The organism is Flavobacterium ginsengisoli, from assembly GCF_029625315.1.
Taxonomy (GTDB): Bacteria; Bacteroidota; Bacteroidia; order Flavobacteriales; family Flavobacteriaceae; genus Flavobacterium; species Flavobacterium ginsengisoli.
Window position 1 is genome coordinate 1718893 of sequence record NZ_CP121110.1, and the last position, 17234, is coordinate 1736126.

Sequence of the window (17234 nt, forward strand, 5' to 3'; positions counted from 1 at the left end):
ACTAATTTTTAGATGATAAAAGTTAGGATTTTCTAAAAACCTTTAAATTATAAATAAAAAATACGACGAACAGCGTTATTTTTTTGCGGAAAGATAATCTTGAAGCATAATTGTAGCAGAAATTTCGTCTATTAATCCTTTATTCTGACGTTGTTTTTTACTTAAACCACTGTCGATCATGGTTTGAAATGCCATTTTTGAAGTAAAACGTTCATCGACACGAATCACTTTCATCTCTGGAAAAATATTCGAAAAATGAGTTGCAAAACCATTAATCACAGAAGCACTCTCAGAAGGCATTCCATTCATTTGTTTTGGTTCGCCAATTAAAACCGCTTCGACTTTTTCTTTCGCAAAATAATCTTTCAGAAAGTCGATCAAAGTATGTGTTGGAATCGTTGTTAAACCCGAAGCAATAATTTGCATTTCGTCTGTAACAGCAATCCCTGTACGCTTTTGTCCGTAATCTATCGAAAGAATTCTTGGCATGTTTTATTTTTTCAGCAAAAGTAAATATTTTTCCTATCCTTTCCCACAATAACCAGAAAATGCAATTTATATTTTTTTTTGTCAGAAAAAAACTTTTATTTTCATTAAAAAAATACTTTTGCGCAAAAAAAAATTTACTAAAAAAACAAGGCTTTTATTCTATCAGTACAAATGAGTAATTACAAAACGAATTTAATTTTATTTATAAATAGATTTATCCTAATTGTTGCGGTTTATCAAATCTGCAGAATTCTTTTTTACTGCGTCAATCTCGAATTATTTAATAACTTAAGCATAAGAGTTTTTTCTGGTGGTTTACTTTTTGACCTAGCTGCGGTTGCTTATATCAACATACCTTTTTTAATTGCACATCTTTTTCCTGGTAATTTTAAATACAGTCCGAAATACCAAAAGATTTTGCTTGTATCATTTTACGTAGTTAATCTTGCTTTTATTGCAACCAATTTTATTGATATTATTTACTATCGTTTTACTGGCCGAAGAAGCACCTACGCAATGATTACCGCAGACGGAATGGAGCATGATGTAATCCGATTAATTCCTTCTTTTTTAAAAGAGTTTTGGTATATCGCGATTCTCTTTATAATTACAGGTTTTGTTTTATGGAAACTACTTCCTAAAGCAAAAAGCCCTATTACGCCTAAAGAATTGAATAGACGAGATTATGTACAAAAAGCCATTTATACTGTTATTTCAATTTTTGTAGTTCTATTAATGATACGCGGAGGTGTACAAAAAAAACCTATTAAGATTGTTGACGGAATGCGATATGGAAATTTAAATACCTCTGCTTTGGTTTTAAATACTCCTTTCACTATTCTAAAAACCGCTTTTAAGAAAAAAGAACTTGAAAAAGTTCATTATTATAGCGATTCTGAATTAAAATCAATCTATAATCCTGTTCTTTCTATAAACCCTAAACTTCCTGCTGATAAAAAAAATGTAGTTGTAATTATTCTAGAAAGTTTTGGAAACGAAAACATTCATTGTGGTCAAACTCCTTTTTTAGATTCGTTAATTACAAAAGCTCATTATTTTAAAAACGGATTTGCTAACGGAAAAGTGTCTATCGATGCGGTTCCATCAACTATATCAAGCATTCCTAGTTTAATGAATAATTCTTTTATAACCTCAGGTTATGCTTTAAACAAAACAAAAAGTCTTCCGCAAATCTTGAAAAAGGAAGGTTATAATACTTCTTTTTTTCACGGCGCTTTTAACGGAAGTCAAAATTTTGATCAATATTGTAAAGTGGCAGGTTTTGATGAATATTATGGTAAAGACCAATATGTAGGAAGTCCAGCATTTGATGGAAAATGGGGGATTTTTGATGAAGAGTTTTTACAATTTTTCGCCGCAAAACTTACTTCTTTCAAACAGCCTTTCTTTAGTTCTATATTCACGATTTCATCACACAATCCTTACATAATTCCTGAAAAGTATAAAGGTAAATTCCCAAAAGGAAATACAGAAATCCAAGAAAGTATTGCCTATACAGATTTTGCGCTTCGAAAATTTTTCAAAAGTGCTAAAAAAGAAAAATGGTACAACAATACTCTTTTTGTAATAACAGCCGATCATACATCTTCTAGCGGAACTTCAGAAGCAGATAAGACAAATGTTGGTAAATTTAGAATTCCAATATTGTTCTTTGATCCTTCAAATCCAAGTTTCAATGTTGCTGATGAGAAGAACTTTCAACAAATCGATATTATGCCTAGCATACTTGATTACTTAAATATAAAAGCAGAAATAATATCTTTTGGAAAAAGCTTCAAATCTCAACAAAATTTTGCGGTTTATTACCTTCAAGACACTTACCACTGCATTGTCGATGACTATTATCTTGCTTTTGCAAACAATCGTACTATCGGTTTATACAATTGGAAAAAAGATACTTTATTGAAACATAATTTAATTGAAACGAATAAACCAAAAGCAAACGAGCTTGAACGTTTTTTAAAAGGTTACATTCAATCTTTCAACAATCGAGTAATAGACAATCAACTAAGTTTTGATTAATAATTAATAATTGATAAATAAAAAATCCGCCTTGAAAATATTTCAAGACGGATTTTTATCCAAATATTCAAACCTAAAAAATAACTCAATTTATCTTCCGAACAATCGGCCGAAAAAACCTCTGTGTTCTTCCTCTTCTCCTGCATCCTCTTCTTCTGAGTAATTAGCAAACTTAGATTGCGATTTTTCATGTTCGTAAATCAACTCCTTAATATATTCAACGTAAGTTCTCTTTTTCTCTTCTAAGAAACCAATTAAGTACTTTTCGCTAAATTCTACTCCACTTGCTGCTTCAATCTGCAACAACTTTTTGTACAAAGGCTCAATATGCATCGCAATTACTTCTTGCGGTACAGCCTGTCTTCTTCCGAAATAATTTACAATAACATCGTTTTCGTCGCGGGCAATTTCAAAATCTGTAATTACCCAATAGTATCTTCCAGACTTTGCAAGGTTTTTTACAATAGCATGAAAGTTTTTCCCGTTTTTAAGATTCTCCCAAAGCACTTTAAAAATAACTTTTGGCATATCCGGGTGGCGTATGATATTATGAGGCTGGCCCATTAATTCATAATCTTCGTAACCACAAACGTCTACAAATACTTCGTTGGCGTATTCTATAATTCCGTATGCGTTTGTTTTACTCATAATAACCTGAGTTTTATCCCAGCTTACTTCTTTGTCAATGATTACTCTGTTTTGAAGGTGATTTTCTTGATTCATATTTTACTGCTTATATGATTATTTATGGAATGGAATGTTGATCAACACTGCGAAATTAAAGCGAAGAAAAAGTACAAATCCTGACTTTTGTCATATTTTGATATAAAAAAAACTTTTAGCAGTAACGGTATTAATTAAAAACATATACAGCCTTTCTGATTTTACAAATAAGAAACAAAAAGTTAAATATGTAACATTTTCAAACCGTTTTGCTTTTTTGCATTTCTACAAATACTGTATCTTTGCCAAAAAATTAAACGTATGAATTCTTTACAGACTATAATTGAACAAGCTTGGGAAAACAGAGCTTTATTGCAAGAAACTACAACTACTGACGCCATTAGAGAAGTAATCGAATTGGTAGACGCAGGAAAATTACGTGTTGCTGAACCAGTTGGTGACAAATGGCAGGTAAACGAATGGGTTAAAAAAGCAGTTGTAATGTATTTCCCGATTCAAAAAATGGAAACATGGGAATCTGGTATTTTTGAATACCACGATAAAATGTTGCTAAAGAGAAATTATGCTGAAAAAGGAATTCGTGTGGTACCAAACGCTGTAGCTCGTTACGGTGCTTACATTTCAAGCGGTGTAATCTTAATGCCAAGTTACGTAAACATTGGAGCTTATGTAGACGAAGGAACAATGGTTGATACTTGGGCAACTGTAGGAAGCTGTGCTCAAATTGGTAAAAACGTACACTTAAGTGGTGGTGTTGGTATTGGTGGTGTTCTTGAGCCATTGCAAGCTGCTCCAGTTATTATCGAAGATGGCGCTTTTATTGGTTCTCGTTGTATCGTTGTTGAAGGTGTTCATGTTGGAAAAGAAGCAGTTCTTGGAGCTAACGTATGCTTAACAGCATCTACAAAAATTATCGATGTTACAGGTGATGAGCCAGTTGAAATGAAAGGTTATGTACCAGCTCGTTCTGTGGTTATTCCTGGAAGCTACACTAAGAAATTTGTTGCTGGCGAATTTCAAGTTCCTTGTGCCTTAATTATCGGAACTCGTAAACCATCTACAGATTTAAAAACTTCTTTAAACAATGCACTTCGCGAATACGATGTTGCGGTATAGGTTTTAAAAGATCTTAATATTAAAAATCCAAATTCCATTTTATTATTGGAATTTGGATTTTTTTTTGTCACTTCCTTTTTTGAAGTTTTATAAGCTTAGCATATTTCATATAAGAAAAAAAGGCCTGAATCATTGCAATTGTCAATCCATCAAGACCGTTAAAAATTCCTTTTTTAAAGAAATAGCAACGGATAAAGGCTACTGTTCCGTTCAAAACAGGCTTAAACGCATTTATTCTTTTTCCTTGATCAAATAATTGTTGGGCATGCCATCCTGAATATTGGTTCTTTTTTGCAATAATCTGATCAAAAGAATTCCATCCATAATGTAAAATATGCACTGCAACCTTTTTCTCATTTTGAGCAACAATTTTCTGATGTACTTTAGAATCTGAAGGATGAGCTGTTTGTTTATTAAAGAAACGAACTTTATGATCTGGATACCATCCAGAAAAATCTATTAATTTATCTGCCAGAAAGTTTTTTACTCTAAAACTTAAAGCATCATAGTTTCCTTCTAGATATTTTTTCTCCAGAATAAATTCCTCTGCATCCTTATCTAAAAATTCGTCTGCATCCAGATTTAAAATCCAGTCATTTTTACAAAAAGGCAATCCGTGCGTACGCTGCGGTCCATCTCCTAAAAATACTTGCTGAATAACCTGTGCTCCTTTTTCTTTAGCTATTTCTACTGTACGATCTTTACTAAAAGAGTCTACAATAATAACTTCATCACAAACTTTAAATAAGGCATCTATACATTTTCCAATGTTTTTCTCTTCATTGAAAGTAATAACCAAACCGCTAATTCCCATTGTCAATTTTAATTTGTTGAGCACAAAAATATGACTTTTTAATTTAGTTTAATCTTATTACCGCCATCACTTGTTCACTTCACAAAATAGTTTGTACTTTAGCTTTCAAATTGAACATAAAAACCAAATGAGAATATTAGTTATTCAGCAAAAAAGAATCGGAGACGTCTTAACAAGCACAATTATCTGCAACAATTTAAAAGCCAAGTTTCCAGATTCTACAATTGACTATATGTGTTATCCTAATTCGATTGATGTTCTTACAGAAAATCCGAATATTGATAACATTATTCCAGTAACTAATAAAATCAGAAAATCTACTTTTGGCTTCATTAAATTCATTTTTGAAATTCGAAGAAAAAAATATGATGCGGTAATCGATGTATACAGCAAATTGGGAACGAATTTGATTACGTTTTTTTCTGGAGCAAAATTTAAAGTTTCCTATCATAAATGGTATTCTAACATTTTTTACAACTACAGTTACGAGCGTTTTGATGCCATAAAATCAGAATATGGTTTAGCAATCGAAAACAGATTATTGCTTCTTAAGCCTTTTTTCACAGAAAAGATAACCAATGTAAAACCAAAGATTTATTTAAAAGAATCTGAAATTGCAGAAGCAAAAAATATTTTAAACAGCTACAATATTGATCCTGAAAAACCGCTAATTATGTTTGGAATTTTAGGAAGCGAGCACTACAAAACATATCCGCTAGACGGAATGGCAAAAATCATCGATTTTACAGTAGCCAAAACAAACGCTACTATTCTTTTTAATTATATTCCGAACCAGAAAGAGCAAGCTTTGGAGGTTTATAATCATTGTTCTGACGAAACAAAAAAGCATATTATCTTCGATTTGTACGCTACAGATTTACGTCAGTTTTTGGCAATACTTTCTCAATGCGAAATGCTTATTGGAAACGAAGGCGGCGCTGTAAATATGGCAAAAGCACTTGAAATTCCAACTTTCTCGATCTTTACTCCTTCTGTTAGAAAAGAAACTTGGCAGCTGTTTGAGAATGAAGCAAAAAATGTATCTGTTCATTTAAAAGACTTAAAACCTGAAATCTACGAGAAACATACAGAGCAATATATAAAAGAACATACTTTTGAATATTATGCTGAGTATCCATTAGAACTTATGCTGAAAAAATTAGAGACTTATTTTCAAGAATATAAAAATTGAAAAGTAAAGGATCAGCATGAATAGTGAAGGGCAAAAATTATCAGTATTGATTATTACGCTTAATGAAGAACAGCACATAAAATCGCTTCTTGAAGATATTGATTTTGCTGATGAAATAATTGTTGTTGATTCTTTTAGCACTGATAAAACAGTAAGCATTGTTGAGTCTTTTAACAATGTAAAATTAATTCAGAATGCATTTATTGATTATACTTCTCAACGAAATTTTGCGCTGGATCAAGCTCGAAATTCATGGGTTTTATTTATTGATGCAGACGAAAGATTAACACCTGAATTAAAATCTGAAATCGTTACTAAAATTAATTCCCAAAATGCTGCAAGCGCTTATTTTATCTATCGCATTTTTATGTTTAAAAACAGTAGACTAAATTTCAGCGGCTGGCAGACTGATAAGATTTTCAGGCTTTTTGATAAATCGAAATGTCGATACGATTCAGAAAGAACTGTTCACGAAAAGTTAATTGTAAATGGATCAATTTCTACTTTAAAACACAAACTCATACATTTTTCGTACTCTTCTTATGAAGATTACAAATCGAAAATGCACAATTACGGGATTCTTAAAGCCAACGAAAAATTTGTAAAAGGGATAAAACCATATTTATTAATGCAGTTGTTCCATCCTTTATACACTTTTTTATACCAACTTATTATCCGTTTTGGTTTTCTGGACGGACAAAAAGGCTTTACAATATGTTATTTGAATGCTTACAGCGTTTATATTCGCTACAAAGAATTAAGAAAGCTTATTTCTTCCAGAATTTAAGCTTCTTTTTCAGGCGTTTTTTTCTATAGAACTTCTCTTGAAAATCTGAAGTATCTTTCCATAGAGTTTCGAAAATCTTCTCTTCAGGCTGTTTAAGATAAAATTTAGCATATTCGTTACTCATCGTCGCCACCATTTCTTTTAACGGAGTTAAGCGGCATAAGTTTTTCATACGCATTTCAAAAGTCATTTCATTATGAAATTCCATTCTGTTCAAATCCACCAGAAAGAAATCATAATTTCCGCTTGCGTTCTTTTTTATTAAAGTATTTCCTGGCGAATGATCTAAAAATTCAATGCCTTTTTCGTGAAGATCGAAGCTAAATTTAGTAAACTGTCTCAAAATATTGTCGCGGTCTGGAAAATCAGGAATTTCTACCAATTCTCTATAGGTAAGATCACATTCAAGCTGTTCGCTTACATAAAAGCTTTTTTCTAAACCTATTATTGAAGAAAATTCAGCAAACGCAATAGGTTTTGGAGTTCCAACACCCAATTCCAACAATTTATTTGCAAACTCAAAAGAACGTTTAGCTTTTGATTTTCTGAAGTATTTGTAGGCGATTTTATTAATAAAGTGCGGAACTTTAAACGATTTTATGTTTATTTTTTTATCGTCTAAATCAAAAAGCTTTATCTGATTGCGCTGGCCAATTACAAAGTCTTCTCCTTTTGTATTAAAAAAACGAATATATTCAAGAAGAATATTTTCAAATTTTTCATATCCGCGATTTAATCTTAAAATCATAAAAATTGTTTCCGCAAATTTAGCTAGTTTTACCAACTAATAAAAACTATTTCGAAGATAATGTATATCACTCTTATAAGTTTAGACAACTGGGGACTTAACAAACATATAGCCGTAGACTTAGAAAAACAAGGACACACAGTTCGCCATATCGACTTCAATGCTTTTAAATACAAATACCCTTCTGTATTTCATAAAGTGTACAATGTTATATTAAAAGCATTTTTCAAAACGAATTTGAAGCATCAGCATTACGGAAAAGAAATTATCAATGAATTAAAAAAGAATAGCCAAACTCAAGATGTTATTTTGACCATAAAAGGTGACTTTATAACTCCTGAAAGTATTTTAGAATTTAAAAAATACACGAAAAAATCTATCGGATTCTTTAATGACAATACGTATCGCTGTCCCAAAATCAAACGAGTTCTTCATTGCTTTGATGATGTTTTTTCTTTTGAAAAAGAAGATTGTGCAAATTTCAATTTAAAATTTGCCTCAAATTGGATTTACAATTCAGAAAACGCAACAAATGAAAATCAATTTGAATATGATGTTTTCAATATCAGCTCAATTGACAAAAGGCTTCCAATATTAAAAAGAATTGCTGTCAATTTAGCTTCTCAGAATTCAAAATTTAAATTTATCATTTACGATAAAAAGCAAAAAGACAATGACGAAAACATTACCTATATAAAAAGTCACATGCCTTTAAGTGAAGTAAATGATTATATTAATCGTTCGAAAGTACTTTTGGACATTAATCGAATTGGCCAAAGCGGACTTACTTTTAGAGTTTTTGAAAGTTTGGGTCTAGAAAAAAAACTTATAACCACAAATGTCGATATTAAAAATTACGATTTTTATAATCCTAACAATATTTTAATAATCGACGAAAAGAATCCAATTATACCAATGGAATTTTTCGAAAATGAGTATGAAAAAATACCAGATTCAATTCTAGAAAAGTACACTCTAAAAGGTTGGACAAATCATGTAATTCTAAAAGACAACACATTATAACTTTTTGACTTTAAAAGTCAAACGTGTAGGATTCAATTTATTTAAGATAATTTTAACCGTAAAATTTTTGCATTCAAAACTCGTTTAGTATGTTTGCAAAAGTTTAAAAAATTAGTTAAAAACACCACAACAAAAAATTGTTTCCTCAAAAAATGATATTAACTTTTAGTATTTATTCAATCCTGATAGCGTTTGCTTTAATTTTTTCTGTACTGCTAACAAATAAATTAGTAAAAATAGAGGTACTTGATGTTCGCTATCCAGAAATAGATGGCTTAAGAGGTTATCTAGCATTTTTTGTTTTCTTGCATCATAGTTATATCTGGAGATTTTTTCTTCAAAGTGGCGAATGGAATGAACCTATTTCAAATCTATTTAACCATTTTGGACAAACAACAGTTGCTTTTTTCTTTGTAATTACTGCTTTTCTTTTTACTCTAAAATTAATAAATAGCAAAAACAAAGAAATTAACTGGTCAGCATATATCAGTGCTCGTTTATACAGACTTTTCCCAATGTATCTTTTTTCTGTTGGCATTATATTTTTTATTGCTGGTTATCTAACGAATTTTAAGTCAAAAGTTCCATTCTCAGAAAATATTGTGACCATACTGTCATGGATATTTTTCAATGTAAAAAAAGGATTAAATATCAACGGACTAGAAGATAGTTTTTTGTTAAATGCCGGCATCACTTGGACGCTGCCGTACGAATGGGTTTTCTACTTTTTATTGCCTCTTATTGCATTATTTTTCAAGATTAAAGTAAACTATAAAATCATTTTATCTTTTACTGTAGTAGCGGCTCTAATAATGATTATTAATGGTTCTTCTTTAAGACATTTCTTTCCATTTCTTGGAGGTATTATTGCGGCTTTGGTAATCAAAAAAAATATTTTTGGAACTGTTTTAAAGCAAAAAAAATATACTTTTCTTGCTATTTCTTTACTTGTGTGCTCGGTTTATTTTTTCGATAGCGGAAGAAGACCAATCCCAATCATTATCACTTCAATTGTATTTATAATAATTGCTTCCGGAAATAGCTTTTTTGGAATTTTATCAAGTGCCTTTTCAAGAAAATTTGGACAAATAACCTATAGCATTTACTTATTGCATGGCATTTTGTTATTTGTCATTTTCTATTTTGTTATCGGATTTGAAGAAGCAAAAAAAATGACTGATAATGAATTTTGGTCTGTTATTGCCTTATCCGTTTTTCCGTTAATTTTTATTAGTCAATTGACATTTAAGTACATCGAACATCCATTGATGGAATTAGCGAAAGTAAAATTAAAATCTTCTTCTGTAAAATCATAAACATTTAGCTTTTACAAAACGACTTCAAAACACAATAGATTTTCTATTTACAAATACTATAAAAAACAATTACAAGTAAAATTTATAACTTTGTAATCTTAAAATATAATTTGTAAAATGAACGAGGAAATCATCAACGCATACGAAGTAATTAAAAACGGTGGCATAATCTTATATCCAACAGATACTGTTTGGGGAATTGGCTGTGATGCTACAAATGCTGAAGCCGTTGCTAAAATATATAAATTAAAACAGCGCGCAGAAACACAAAGCATGATTGTTTTAATGAATGGCGAAAAGATGATGTATAACGTATTTAAAAACATTCCTGAAGTTGCTTGGCAAATCTGGGAGCTATCAGACAAACCAACTACTTTAATTCTTGATGACGCCAGAAACGTTGCTCCAAATATTATTGCTTGCCGACAAATCTCTTGGGGTAAGACTGGTAAAAGAGCCTTTTTGCTATAAATTGATGGAAAGAATGAAAAAACCATTGGTTTCGACCTCTGCAAATATTTCAGGACAACCTACGCCAATTGCTTTTAAGGATATTAGCCCAGAGATTATTAATGGCGTTGATTACGTAGTAAAATTAAATCAAGACAAAATAAACGGAAAATCTTCTACAATAATCAAATTAACAAACGATTCTCAAGTAAAAGTTATCCGCAAATAGCTTTTATTGAGAATCTAAATAGAGTATAAAAAAGTTCGCAAAGCTTTATCAAAATAAACTTTGCGAACTTTTTCATTTTAATGGTTTTAAAAGAATCTTAACGGATTTTGCGCAATTACTTAGCGCACTCCGCGTTTAAAAACTTAGAATCTCAGAACCTTAGTAGCTTAGATCGTTTTCAAACTCTCAACCAGCCAATCGATATCTTCTTTTGTATTATAATGGCTAAATGAAATTCGGAGATTTGGCAATTTTAAATCAGTCTCCGAAAGCATTTCGTTTAATACATGAGAAGGTTTTATACTTCCAGACTGGCAAGCGCTTCCTCTAGAAACTGCAATCCCTTTCATATCCAAACTAAAAAGCAACATCGAAGTCTTATCTGATGAAAAAGGTAAAATGACATTGATGAGATTATAGAAATCGTCTTTTTTTCCGTTGATTCTAAAATTAGGAAAATGAATTTCAAATTGCTCTATCAGATAATTTTTCAAACCTAAAATATAAGCTCTCTCTTCTTCTAGTTTTGCATACGAAATAGATAAAGCTTTTGCCATACCAGCAATTTGATGCACGGCCTCAGTTCCTGCGCGAAGACCTTTTTCTTGTTCTCCGCCAAAAAACAACGGCTGTAGACCAGAATTTTTTCGAATAAAAGCAAATCCGATACCTTTTGGCCCATGAAACTTATGCGCACTAGCCAAAATAAAATCAATAGGAGTCTTTTGCAAATCGATTTCAGTTTTCCCTATCGACTGAACTGTGTCTGAATGAAACGGAGCATTATATTGTTTGCAAATCAAACTTACACGATCTAAATCTAAAATAGTTCCAGTTTCGTTATTTACATGCATTAAACTCACCAAAGTCTTTTTTTCTTCGGCCAATAAATTGGATAAATGCGTTAAATCCAAACTTCCGTCTGCATTTACATTAACGTAGTCAACCTGAATATTATATTCTTCTTGAAGCGCCCAAACAGTATGCAAAACAGCATGGTGTTCAATTTTTGAAGTAATAATTCTCTCTACCTTCAAATCTTCAACAGAAGAGCGCAGAATCCAGTTGTTGGCTTCAGTACCTCCAGATGTAAAAATTATTTCTTGAGCAGTACAGTTTAAATGTTTTGCAATACTCTTTCTCGAAAGCTCTAATATTGTTTTAGCATTTCGCCCAAAACTGTGTGTAGACGACGGATTTCCGTAATCTTCAAGCATTATTTTAGTCATTTCCTGAATTACTTCAGGACGCATTGCAGTTGTTGAGGCATTATCTAGGTATACTTTTTTCATTACTGCAAAGTTAAGAAATATCAATTGTCAAATCTTAAATATCATTTGGCAATTTTTTCACTATTTTTGACACAAATAAATTTTACGATGAAAAAATATCTCGCCCTCCTATTATTTGCACTTTTCTTGAATGGATGTGATGATGGAGATTTAACTGTAGACAAAATAGACTTTTCGGATATTGAGGAATCTCAAGCCTGCGACCCTACTACTAATACCTTGATTTACAAGCTAAAAAATCAGGAAGCACTTTTATTGCAAATGCCAGAAGGAGCAATTGTTAATGATTCTTCAACTTACAGTTACACTATTAACTCGAGTACCTATCGTGTTGTTTACAGAGCTTATGATGGAGCCGTATCGAAAGATAACATTTGTGGTTTAATACCACCAAGCACACCAAAAGTAACTGAAGAATGGCTTGGAATAGGCGGTACAATTGAAATTGCAACTACTCAAAACGAAAAACCAAATACCACTGACGATGGTTCAAGAGTTACAGGATATACGCATAGCATTGTTTTTAAGAATATATCTTTTCAAAAACCTGCAGGTACGCAAACAGAACAGCCTGATTTTCAGTTTGGACTTTATACAACAACTGTAACACCGGCCAATTTAACTTTTAAAACAAACCCAAATGGCTTAGCCTATGAGTGTGATGAAGCTAGCAGAGTCTATAATTACAACAATTCATTCTATTTATCAATTGATGATATCGATCCAACATTGCTTGTTAATGACCCTACGCCTAGCGGGAAGCCAAGAACAAGTTTGATAACGGCTACTCAAAATAAAATCTTTTACAGAACTGCAAAAGCTGAAACAGGATCTATCACTCCAGCTTTTGTTTGTGCTAAAGTACAACCTGCTTCTCCTGTAATTGACGAAACATGGACAGGTAAACTTGGTGTAGCAAATCAGAGCGGAATTATTGAAGTAACCACTACTTTAACCGGACAAGTTTATGAGCACACAATTGTACTTAAAAATGTAATTCTACAAAAAGGAAATAGCCACTTTAAACTTGGAAGCAGTTTCCTTCTTGGAAAAATTGAACGAGTTGCTAACTAAAAGTATAGATTTCTAGAGAGAAATTCACAAAAATAATTCTTACAAAAAAAACGTCTGTTTTTTGTCCTGATTTAATCTTAAAATCATTTCAAAAAACAGACGTTTTTTTATACTTTGTAGTTATGTTTTTTTACTTCAAAAAAAGCTTTCTTATTTATTATTTTGTCTTATATAAACTTCAGTAGCTCCTAGACCATATTTTTGATAATTGGCATCCTGAAAGTCAATTCCGTCATAACGGCCGAGTAAAAAGTCAAGCTCAGCTTTCAAAATTCCTTCACCCACACCATGAATAAAAACAATTTTCGGAATGCGATTTCTAATCGCAAATTCGATATGTCTTTTTGCAGTTTCCGTTTGTAAAGTTAAAATATCATAGTTCGACATTCCGCGTTTATTTGGAACCAATTTTTCGATGTGCAAATCAAATTCTGGAACGCCCACATCACGTTTATCTTTCTTTTCTTTGACAAAACTTCGTGGTTTTGGCTCTGTTTTTTCTTTTGAAACTTCATCTAAATCTATTCTTTTAATAGAATTCATTAAATTACTGGTATCTTGAATCTTAAGTAATTCGTTGACTAAAAATGTCATCACAAATCCATCGTCAGTTTCAATTAAAACTTCGTTATTTTTAACCGAAACTACCGTTCCGTTTATGGCTTCATCAAGTACAGAAACCTTATCTCCTTTTGCAAGCATCCTACTCCTCTTTATCGTTATTTTTACTTGGCGTTTTTGCGCTCAATTGCATCATTCCAAACATAAAAACCACAATTGCAAGCAATCATGATATAGATGTTTTTTTCTTCTGAAACCTGCTCGTAAAACGCAACCGAAATAGCAAGAATCATTATTATAATTTTAAAAGTTTTCATCCTTTCTACATTTTAAGATTTCAAAAATAGGAAACTTTCAAGTACTACTCCTATACTGCTCGAAACGTTTGTCATATTTTTTTAGTAAAATTGCAAAAAGATCTGCCATGAGTTTAGAGAAATATATGATCCCTTGCCTGTTCAAAACTGTCTTTGGTTATGACTGTTTAGGATGTGGATTTCAACGCTCTTTATTCTTACTTTTTCAAGGTGATTTTTTGGTAGCTTTTAAAATGTATCCAGCCATTTTTACCTGCCTTTTATTATTCGTTTTTGCGACATTTCATTTCTTGGATAAATCCAGAAATTACAAAAAAATCATTTGGAACGTTGCTATCGTAAATTTCATTTTTATGCTCGGCGGATATTATTTCAAACACTTTTATTTCTGAGCTTTTTGCTTTCTTATTTCTTAATCTGATTCAAAATATCATTCATCATCTCGATTTGAACTTTCTGAATTTCGATTAATTCTTGCTCGCTGATGCATAATCAAATGATCAATTTTATCATGAATTAATCTAATCTCCAATTCCGATTTCAGATTGATCATATAATCTTTTTTAGCACGATTGCGATCTTTCTCTTCTTGACGATTTTGACTCATCATAATAACAGGTGCCTGCAAAGCGGCAACACAGGAAAGAATTAAGTTTAAGAGAATAAACGGATACGGATCAAAGCCTTTATTCAAGAAAATATAAACATTTGCGCCAATCCATAGCGTAATAAAAACCACAAAAGAAATGATAAAAGTCCAGCTTCCTCCAAAATCGGCTACTTTATCGGCTACTTTTTGTCCTAAACTTCTAATTTCTTCTTCGTCTTCAACAATACTAACAATCGATTTATCTTCTTTTAATGAAGAAATAACATTTTTCTCCATCGCAGAAAGCGCTCCGATTTCAGTAGAAAGGTAATTTGAAATATATTTTTGACGGTAAAGATTTAGTTCATTTACAGAAATGCAGTCTTCTGTACTGAAATCTGGGTATTCCTTTTTTATTAACCCCAAAATAGGATCGTGTATATCTTTACCCCAAATTTTCTCTTTCTCCTCAAAAGAAAGCCCCGAAACTGCACTTTTAAATGTTTGTTTGTTTTCCATTTTAATATATTTTGAAAGCTAATTTACGTAATTAACTTCTTAAGAATTGCATAAAAAAGAACAGCTTGCAATCTGCCTTTTATCACAAATCTAACTTTGTGAAGTAAATTTCTTTAGTTAAATCGTGATTTTATTTCCAAAAAACGCCTTACTTTTAACGTTCCAAAATTATTCATTCATTTTTACCATTGTGACAAAAGAAAATATCATACAAAATATAAGAGCTTTAAAAAGCCATTCACACATAAATTACGGCATTAAAACCAAAACAGAAGACTTTACAGAAAAGCTTTTTTATACTCTTTTTGATTCTAATGCGGCGCTAGACGAAAGCATTGACGAATTGGAATTTCGTTTTAAAGAAATTGCTGTTTTGGCCTGCAAAAAGCCCCAAAATTTATGTGAATCTATTTGGGATCGCTTTTTAGAAAAACTTCCGGGAGTTTTAGAAAAACTAAATCAGGATGCCGAATATATCCTTGAAAATGATCCCGCTTCAAACAGCATCGACGAAGTATACTTAGGCTATCCTGGATTTTATGCCATTGCAATTTACAGACTAAGCCACGAGTTATATCATCTTGATTTATTGCTTTTTTCTCGATTGATGAGCGAATACGCACATAGAATTACGGGTACAGATATTCATGCAGGGGCCGATATTGCATCGCCATTTTTCATCGATCACGCAACAGGTATCGTAATTGGTGAAACTACTGTAATCAAGAAACATGTAAAAATTTATCAGGGCGTTACGCTTGGTGCATTAAGTGTAAGCAAAGAGATGAAAAATGCAAAAAGACACCCAACTGTCGAGGCAAATGTTTGCATTTACGCCAATGCTACAATTCTTGGCGGAGAAACTATAATTGGAAAAAACAGTGTTGTTGGAGGAAATGCGTGGGTTACGAAATCAATTCCTGAAGATTCTATCGTTTTAAACACCACTACTACTGAAGTTAAAATAAAAGAAAAAAAATAACATGAATTCACATAAATTATTAAACCTAATTGGCAACACTCCACTTATGGAGACTGTCAATCTAGTTAAAAATAAAAATGTAAAACTTTTACTGAAACTGGAAGGAAATAATCCAGGAGGAAGTGTAAAAGATAGAGCAAGATACAACATGATCGCTGCAGCGTTGGAAAGAGGCGATATCAAAAAAGGAGATAAATTAATTGAGGCAACCAGCGGAAACACTGGAATTGCCCTTGCTATGATTGCTCAATTATTTGGTATCGAAATTGAATTGGTTTTACCAGAAGATTCTACAAAAGAACGCACTCAGACTATGCGTGCTTATGGTGCGACAGTTATTCTTACTCCTGCGAGCGAAGGAATTATTGGTTCTAGAGATTATGCTGATAAAAAAGTAGCACAAGGCGGTTATTTGATGCTAAACCAGTTTGCCAATGACGATAACTGGAAAGCACACTATAAAACAACTGGGCCTGAAATTTGGAACGATACTGACGGAACGGTTACTCATTTCGTATCGGCTATGGGAACAACAGGAACGATTATAGGAACTTCAACTTATTTGAAAGAAAAAAATCCGAACGTTCAGATTGTTGGCGCACAACCAAGCGATGGATCTCAGATTCCTGGTATCCGTAAATGGCCACAAGAATATCTTCCTAAAATATTTGATGCTTCTAAAGTTGATACGGTTATCGATGTGAGCGAAGAAGAAGCACGCGCAATGACCAAAAGACTAGCTCTAGAAGAAGGCGTTTTTGCAGGAATGAGCAGCGGGGGTTCTGTTGCTGTTGCCTTAAAAATTGCCGAACAATTAGAATCTGGAGTTGTGGTTGCCGTTATCTGCGATAGAGGAGATCGTTATTTATCTTCGGATTTATTTGATTAAAAAAGATACTAAGTTGCTAAGTTTTCAATAGCAAAAAAACTTTATATCTTAGAATATCAGCAACTTTAAAAAAACTTAGAATCTTAGCAACTCACAACCTTAGAATCTCAAAAAAAATGA

17 protein-coding genes and 2 pseudogenes are annotated in these 17234 nt (G+C 32.0%); 11 read left to right on the plus strand and 8 right to left on the minus strand.

Annotation, left to right across the window (positions count from 1 at the left end):
* Nucleotides 1-75 precede the first annotated feature (75 nt).
* Nucleotides 76-489 carry a Holliday junction resolvase RuvX gene (gene ruvX, locus P5P87_RS07975; RefSeq protein WP_198857139.1) on the minus strand — a complete coding sequence of 138 codons (414 nt, stop codon included), beginning with the start codon at nucleotides 487-489 and terminating at the stop codon, nucleotides 76-78.
* Nucleotides 490-906: 417 nt separating this feature from the next.
* Here ruvX and P5P87_RS07980 point away from each other — a divergent pair, with 417 nt between their 5' ends.
* A complete protein-coding gene (locus P5P87_RS07980) occupies nucleotides 907-2532 on the plus strand; it encodes an LTA synthase family protein (RefSeq protein WP_278022179.1) in 1626 nt (541 codons plus the stop codon).
* A gap of 90 nt (nucleotides 2533-2622) precedes the next feature.
* Here the strand turns inward: P5P87_RS07980 and P5P87_RS07985 are convergent, their stop codons facing one another.
* The gene (locus P5P87_RS07985) at nucleotides 2623-3255 is read right to left on the minus strand and encodes a PAS domain-containing protein (protein ID WP_198857137.1); all 633 of its coding nucleotides are present in this window, start codon (nucleotides 3253-3255) and stop codon (nucleotides 2623-2625) included.
* Between the two features lie 261 nt (nucleotides 3256-3516).
* Between P5P87_RS07985 and P5P87_RS07990 the strand changes: the two genes are divergently transcribed.
* The gene (locus P5P87_RS07990) at nucleotides 3517-4332 is read left to right on the plus strand and encodes a 2,3,4,5-tetrahydropyridine-2,6-dicarboxylate N-succinyltransferase (RefSeq protein ID WP_278022180.1); all 816 of its coding nucleotides are present in this window, start codon (nucleotides 3517-3519) and stop codon (nucleotides 4330-4332) included.
* A gap of 67 nt (nucleotides 4333-4399) precedes the next feature.
* Here the strand turns inward: P5P87_RS07990 and P5P87_RS07995 are convergent, their stop codons facing one another.
* Nucleotides 4400-5146, minus strand: coding sequence for a glycosyltransferase family 2 protein (locus tag P5P87_RS07995; protein WP_278022776.1), 747 nt, complete (start codon nucleotides 5144-5146; stop codon nucleotides 4400-4402).
* Nucleotides 5147-5273: 127 nt separating this feature from the next.
* Here P5P87_RS07995 and P5P87_RS08000 point away from each other — a divergent pair, with 127 nt between their 5' ends.
* Entirely contained in the window at nucleotides 5274-6338 is a 1065-nt protein-coding gene (locus tag P5P87_RS08000) for a glycosyltransferase family 9 protein (protein ID WP_278022181.1), read from the plus strand.
* A 16-nt stretch (nucleotides 6339-6354) separates the two neighbouring features.
* Nucleotides 6355-7125, plus strand: a complete 771-nt coding sequence (locus P5P87_RS08005) for a glycosyltransferase family 2 protein (protein ID WP_278022182.1) — start codon at nucleotides 6355-6357, stop codon at nucleotides 7123-7125.
* Here P5P87_RS08005 and P5P87_RS08010 read toward each other — a convergent pair.
* A complete protein-coding gene (locus P5P87_RS08010; RefSeq protein ID WP_198857134.1) occupies nucleotides 7106-7873 on the minus strand; it encodes a lipopolysaccharide kinase InaA family protein in 768 nt (255 codons plus the stop codon). The genes P5P87_RS08005 and P5P87_RS08010 overlap by 20 nt on opposite strands.
* 60 nt (nucleotides 7874-7933) lie before the next feature.
* On the opposite strand from P5P87_RS08010, the gene P5P87_RS08015 reads away from it, so the two are divergent.
* From P5P87_RS08015 to P5P87_RS08025, 3 genes and pseudogenes are all read left to right on the plus strand, one after another.
* Entirely contained in the window at nucleotides 7934-8896 is a 963-nt protein-coding gene (locus P5P87_RS08015) for a WaaS/CpsH family glycosyltransferase (RefSeq protein ID WP_278022183.1), read from the plus strand.
* A gap of 152 nt (nucleotides 8897-9048) precedes the next feature.
* Nucleotides 9049-10212: an acyltransferase family protein gene (locus P5P87_RS08020; protein ID WP_278022184.1), complete on the plus strand. Its 1164-nt coding sequence runs from the start codon at nucleotides 9049-9051 to the stop codon at nucleotides 10210-10212.
* A 117-nt stretch (nucleotides 10213-10329) separates the two neighbouring features.
* A pseudogene (locus P5P87_RS08025) lies at nucleotides 10330-10891 on the plus strand (L-threonylcarbamoyladenylate synthase).
* Nucleotides 10892-11058: 167 nt separating this feature from the next.
* On the opposite strand, the gene P5P87_RS08030 reads toward P5P87_RS08025, so the two are convergent.
* Nucleotides 11059-12183 carry a cysteine desulfurase family protein gene (locus P5P87_RS08030; protein ID WP_278022185.1) on the minus strand — a complete coding sequence of 375 codons (1125 nt, stop codon included), beginning with the start codon at nucleotides 12181-12183 and terminating at the stop codon, nucleotides 11059-11061.
* An 87-nt stretch (nucleotides 12184-12270) separates the two neighbouring features.
* On the opposite strand from P5P87_RS08030, the gene P5P87_RS08035 reads away from it, so the two are divergent.
* Nucleotides 12271-13257, plus strand: a complete 987-nt coding sequence (locus P5P87_RS08035; RefSeq protein ID WP_278022186.1) for a hypothetical protein — start codon at nucleotides 12271-12273, stop codon at nucleotides 13255-13257.
* A 150-nt stretch (nucleotides 13258-13407) separates the two neighbouring features.
* Here P5P87_RS08035 and P5P87_RS08040 read toward each other — a convergent pair whose 3' ends face one another.
* Both P5P87_RS08040 and P5P87_RS08045 read right to left on the minus strand, forming a co-directional pair.
* The gene (locus P5P87_RS08040) at nucleotides 13408-13959 is read right to left on the minus strand and encodes a Smr/MutS family protein (protein WP_198857128.1); all 552 of its coding nucleotides are present in this window, start codon (nucleotides 13957-13959) and stop codon (nucleotides 13408-13410) included.
* 23 nt (nucleotides 13960-13982) lie between these two features.
* Nucleotides 13983-14135, minus strand: coding sequence for a hypothetical protein (locus P5P87_RS08045; RefSeq protein ID WP_278022187.1), 153 nt, complete (start codon nucleotides 14133-14135; stop codon nucleotides 13983-13985).
* A 125-nt stretch (nucleotides 14136-14260) separates the two neighbouring features.
* Between P5P87_RS08045 and P5P87_RS08050 the strand changes: the two genes are divergently transcribed.
* Complete coding sequence (locus P5P87_RS08050; protein ID WP_278022777.1) at nucleotides 14261-14527, plus strand: DUF2752 domain-containing protein; 267 nt, start codon at nucleotides 14261-14263, stop codon at nucleotides 14525-14527.
* A 13-nt stretch (nucleotides 14528-14540) separates the two neighbouring features.
* Here P5P87_RS08050 and P5P87_RS08055 read toward each other — a convergent pair.
* A pseudogene (locus tag P5P87_RS08055) lies at nucleotides 14541-15243 on the minus strand (DUF1003 domain-containing protein).
* 190 nt (nucleotides 15244-15433) lie between these two features.
* Here P5P87_RS08055 and epsC point away from each other — a divergent pair.
* The gene (epsC, locus tag P5P87_RS08060) at nucleotides 15434-16225 is read left to right on the plus strand and encodes a serine O-acetyltransferase EpsC (protein WP_198857234.1); all 792 of its coding nucleotides are present in this window, start codon (nucleotides 15434-15436) and stop codon (nucleotides 16223-16225) included.
* Between the two features lies 1 nt (nucleotide 16226).
* The gene (gene cysM / locus P5P87_RS08065; RefSeq protein WP_278022188.1) at nucleotides 16227-17114 is read left to right on the plus strand and encodes a cysteine synthase CysM; all 888 of its coding nucleotides are present in this window, start codon (nucleotides 16227-16229) and stop codon (nucleotides 17112-17114) included.
* Nucleotides 17115-17234: the final 120 nt, after the last annotated feature.